This window comes from Pseudogemmobacter hezensis, assembly GCF_013155295.1.
GTDB lineage: Bacteria > Pseudomonadota > Alphaproteobacteria > Rhodobacterales > Rhodobacteraceae > Pseudogemmobacter > Pseudogemmobacter hezensis.
Genome location: NZ_JABJXT010000047.1, coordinates 1 through 4,471 on the forward strand (window position 1 = coordinate 1; position 4,471 = coordinate 4,471).

A 4,471-nucleotide genomic window follows, 5' to 3' on the forward strand; every position below is an offset into this window, starting at 1 on the left:
TGGAAAGGCCAGGTGGCGAGCATCGCTCCGTTCGTCGCCGGAGTTGCGGCTTCGGCAGCGATGATGGGTGGCTTGACCATTCTGTCGGCGGGAAGCGCATCTGCAGCCGCATGCAATGTCGCCAATACCGGCGGATATTCCGTGGGGACAGGCACGTATGGCGGCGTGGCAAACCCCGCAAGCTGTGAAATCAGCACCATCGCCCCGGTCGTGGGTGCCGCGACGAATGGTGCGGACCGTGCAATCATGGTGCGCAACAGAACAGCGACCATTCTCAACGACCTGACGACAACGCTCAATTCAAATGGTAAAAATTGGTATCTTGGCGCCTTTCTGGTGTCGGGAACCGCTGCGGAAGCCGCGCATCTGGATGCCTCCGGCCGGGCGGTTGATCTGACGATTACAAACTCAGGCACCAGCATGCGCTCGGGCCTTGATATTTCAGGAAACTCGCGCGCAGATTTTGGAAGCCTGAATGTAACGATGCACAATATCGCATCGTCATTTGGTTTCAGCGCGGCTGAAAGCTATGGCGTTCTTGCCGGATCCTCGAACAACGCCGGGGAAGGCGTCAGCACGAATGGGCTATATTCACGGGCGATTTTTGACCGTCTGAATATCGACATGAAATCGGGCGGCTCCTTCAACCTTCTGGTCGCGGGCATTCGCGCCATTCAGGGGGCGAATAACAGTTCAGGCAACGGCGCGTCGGGTTATGTCGAGGTCAGAGACAAGCTTGTTATGAACCTGGAAACGACCACAAACACGAACGATCTGATTGGGATCTACGTCTCAGGTGGTGATTCCCAGGTTCACCTGCATGACAGTGAAATTACCATTTCCGGCAATTCCTTTTCCCGGGCGAATGCCATCCGTATTGGCAAGACCGCAGCGATCGGTACGGGCGTTGGACAGCTTTATTCCACTGGCCATATGGTCCTGGACACGACGGGCAGCAACCTGCAGGATGGCGCAATCGACATTATCTGGCAGGGCGCCATTGTGGATGCCAATGCCGACACGTCGAGCACCGAAATCCGTGCAAAAGGCGCCGCAATTACTGTCAGCGGCAATGCAGATCAGGCAACGGCCCAAACCGTCACCTCGTTCAACAATCTTGTCGCGACCACAACATCGACAAATTCGGATCTCATCGAGGTCGGCACGGGTCAGAATGATTACCGGCTTCTTGTCCGGGGTGAGGACAGCGATCTGACCGCGGCCCCCTCTGGCTATATCATCGATGTTGCCGGCGGCGCGAGCAATGCCAGCAATGTCTCGATGAGCTTTTCGGAAGGCAATATGCGGGGGCTGACCCGCAAAACTGCCAGTTCAACCCTGGCCCTCAGCGTGAATGACGGGGCCTATTGGCAATTGGCGGCGGCCGGTGCGGATCTGACCTCGAGCTTCACGACCCTGCGTCTGGCGAACTCGTATCTGATCGCACATAACAACGACGGCACCCTGGCCAACTACGTGCTTCAGGGCAATGTGCTCAATACCGGCGCAGAGATCCACCTCTCCAACGACCTCGCCGGGGATGTCCTGACGATCGATGGCGATTATACGACAGGCGGTGGGCTCTGGCTGTTCGATGCTGAACTGACCGGAACCGGGCTTGTTACCGCTGGCGGCAGCACGGTCTCTGACACGGCTGTGATCACCGGCAATACGATTGACCGGGGCGTTGACTGGGTTTGGGTGAACAACCTGGCAGTGGCGAACCCGACGGGTGAGGAATCCTTCGCCCTGATCAATGTCGGCGGTGATTCTGCGGGTGAGTTCCTTCTTCAGCGTCGCGTCGTGAAAGGCGGATACGAATATCTGCTGAACAAACATGCCGATGGTTCCTGGTATCTGGAAAGCGTCAGCCTGACGGGCGCAACCGGGCCGACAGGTGCAACGGGTGATACCGGCGCAACAGGCGACACTGGCGCAACGGGTGATACCGGTGCAACTGGCCCGACCGGTGCCACAGGCGATACCGGGGCAACGGGTGATACTGGCGCCACGGGCGATACCGGTGCAACTGGCCCAACCGGCGCCACAGGCGACACCGGCGCAACGGGTGACACCGGCGCAACGGGTGATACCGGAGCAACGGGTGATACCGGCGCAACGGGTGATACCGGCGCAACGGGTGATACCGGCGCAACGGGTGATACCGGCGCAACGGGTGATACCGGCGCAACTGGTCCTACTGGCCCAACCGGTGACACGGGCGACACCGGCGCAACCGGTGACACTGGCGCAACGGGTGACACTGGCGCAACGGGTGATACGGGCGCAACTGGTCCTACCGGCCCGACTGGCCCAACCGGCCCAACCGGCGCAACGGGTGACACTGGCGCAACGGGTGATACCGGCGCAACTGGTCCTACTGGCCCAACCGGTGCCACGGGCGACACCGGCGCAACCGGTGACACTGGCGCAACGGGTGACACTGGCGCAACTGGTCCTACCGGCCCGACTGGTGCCACAGGCGACACCGGCGCAACCGGTGACACTGGCGCAACGGGTGATACGGGCGCAACTGGTCCTACCGGCCCGACTGGCCCAACCGGCCCAACCGGCGCAACGGGTGACACTGGCGCAACGGGCGATACCGGTGCTACGGGCGATACGGGCGCAACTGGCCCGACCGGCCCGACCGGTGCCACAGGCGATACCGGCGCAACGGGTGACACCGGTGCAACTGGTCCTACCGGCCCGACTGGCCCGACCGGTGATACCGGAGCGACTGGTCCTGCCGGCGGTTCGGTGATCCGTCCTGAGGTTGGCTCCTATGCGGCAAACGCCCTGGGTGCGGCGACGATGTTTGACCATGGCTGGCGCGACCGGAATGGTGCCATCCGCAGTCTCGACACGGATCGGACGCTCTGGCTGCGCTTCAACGGCATCCATGGCACGACCTCTGGTGAGCGCGGTCAGCTTGAGACCGATTACAACCGTCTGGCGCTGCATTTCGGGGCGGATATTTTCCGCTGGAGCAATGACGGCAAGGACGAGATGGTCGTCGGTCTCATGGCAGGCTACGGCAAGCAGGACAGCGATACCGTCTCGAATGTGACCGGCTACGGCTCGAAGGGCGACGTCGAGGGGTATGCGCTCGGCATCTACGGCACCTGGGTGCAGAACAGCTTCGAACGTCAGGGCTGGTATGTCGACAGCTGGCTGATGCTTGGCCGCTATGATGCAGAGGTCAGCAGCTTCGGCTTTGCCACGCAGAGCTATGACATCGATACCACCACCGTCTCGCTTGAGGCGGGCTATGCCTTCGACGTCTGGCGCTCTGACAACTCTCGCGTCTGGCTCGAACCGCAGGCACAGCTGATCTGGGCCGATATCGATGGTGGCAGCTTTGTCGACAGCACCGGCACCCGGGTCAGTCTTGACGGCAACAGCCTGACCTCGCGGCTTGGCGTCCGTGCCTCGCTGGAAGGGCTGCCGGACCAGAACAACGAACGCTCTATCGGCTTCGTTCAGCTGGACTGGCTGCATGCCATCGAACGTCCCGACCTGATGCTTGACACCTATAAGGCGTCTTACGGCAGCGACGACGCCCTGCGTGTCGGCCTGGGCTATGAGCATCGCTGGTCCGAGACCTCGCGGGTGAACCTGCAGGTCGACTACACCGGCGCCTCGGGTGGCGATGACAGCATCGGCGCCAGCTTCGGCTTCAACTACAAGTTCTGAGGCGAAAACCGACATGCGGCGGCGGGACATCCCGCCGCCGCACCTGTTGCAATCCCCCGCTGCAATTCCCTGCCGGAGCCCCGGGCATGAGCCTTTGCCTGAACATGATCGTGCGCGACGAAGAGGAGGTAATCCTCGGGACGCTCGAAAACCTGATCTCGCATGTCGATATCGCAACCTGGGTCATTCATGACACCGGCTCCCGCGACAATACGCCTGCCCTGATCACGGATTTCTTTGCCCGGATGGGTATTCCGGGTCGCCTGATCCATCGTCAGTGGGAAAGCTTTGGCGCCAACCGGCAATATGCGCTGGCAGATGCGCAGGGCCTTTCCGATTACGTTTTGTTTTTCGATGCCGACAGCCGCATTGAAGGGCGGCTGCCGCCACTTTCGGCCGATGTCGACGCGATGACGCTGAACACCCGGCGTGGCAGCACCCTTTATCCGTCAAAGCTGATTGTCCGCAACGACGGCAGTTTTCGCTGGCGCGGCGTGGTCCATGAGGGGCTTTACTTTAAGGGTCAGGGCCAGGAGAAGGTACGCCATATCGAGGGCGATTATGCGGTGATCAATCAAAGCGCCGGTGCGCGTTCACGTGATCCCTCCACCTATTACCGCGATGCCCGCGCGCTGGTGCAGGCCATCGAGACCCTGCCTGCTGAAGACCAGGATCTGCTGCCGCGTTACACCTTCTATTGCGCAAACTCCTGGCGCGACGCCCATGCCCCGCAAGAGGCGATCGGATGGTATCGCAAGCGCATTGCGCTTGGCGG

Annotated in this window: 3 protein-coding genes; 2 read left to right on the top strand and 1 reads right to left on the bottom strand. The window is 61.3% G+C overall.

What is annotated here, in order from left to right; genetic code table 11:
* The coding region (locus tag HOY34_RS21915; RefSeq protein WP_216654880.1) for a hypothetical protein at nucleotides 1-272 on the bottom strand (272 nt) is incomplete at its 3' end.
* A 211-nt stretch (nucleotides 273-483) separates the two neighbouring features.
* Between HOY34_RS21915 and HOY34_RS21620 the strand changes: the two genes are divergently transcribed.
* Nucleotides 484-3,696 carry an autotransporter outer membrane beta-barrel domain-containing protein gene (locus HOY34_RS21620; protein ID WP_216654881.1) on the top strand — a complete coding sequence of 1,071 codons (3,213 nt, stop codon included), beginning with the start codon at nucleotides 484-486 and terminating at the stop codon, nucleotides 3,694-3,696.
* A gap of 86 nt (nucleotides 3,697-3,782) precedes the next feature.
* Nucleotides 3,783-4,471 (top strand): glycosyltransferase (locus HOY34_RS21625; RefSeq protein ID WP_172366723.1); only part of this gene is annotated, 689 nt, incomplete at its 3' end.

Excerpts from the sequence above, each read along its gene's own strand:
- HOY34_RS21620 (WP_216654881.1), top strand. The coding sequence starts at position 484 with ATGCACAATATCGCATCGTCATTTGGTTTCAGCGCGGCTGAAAGCTAT.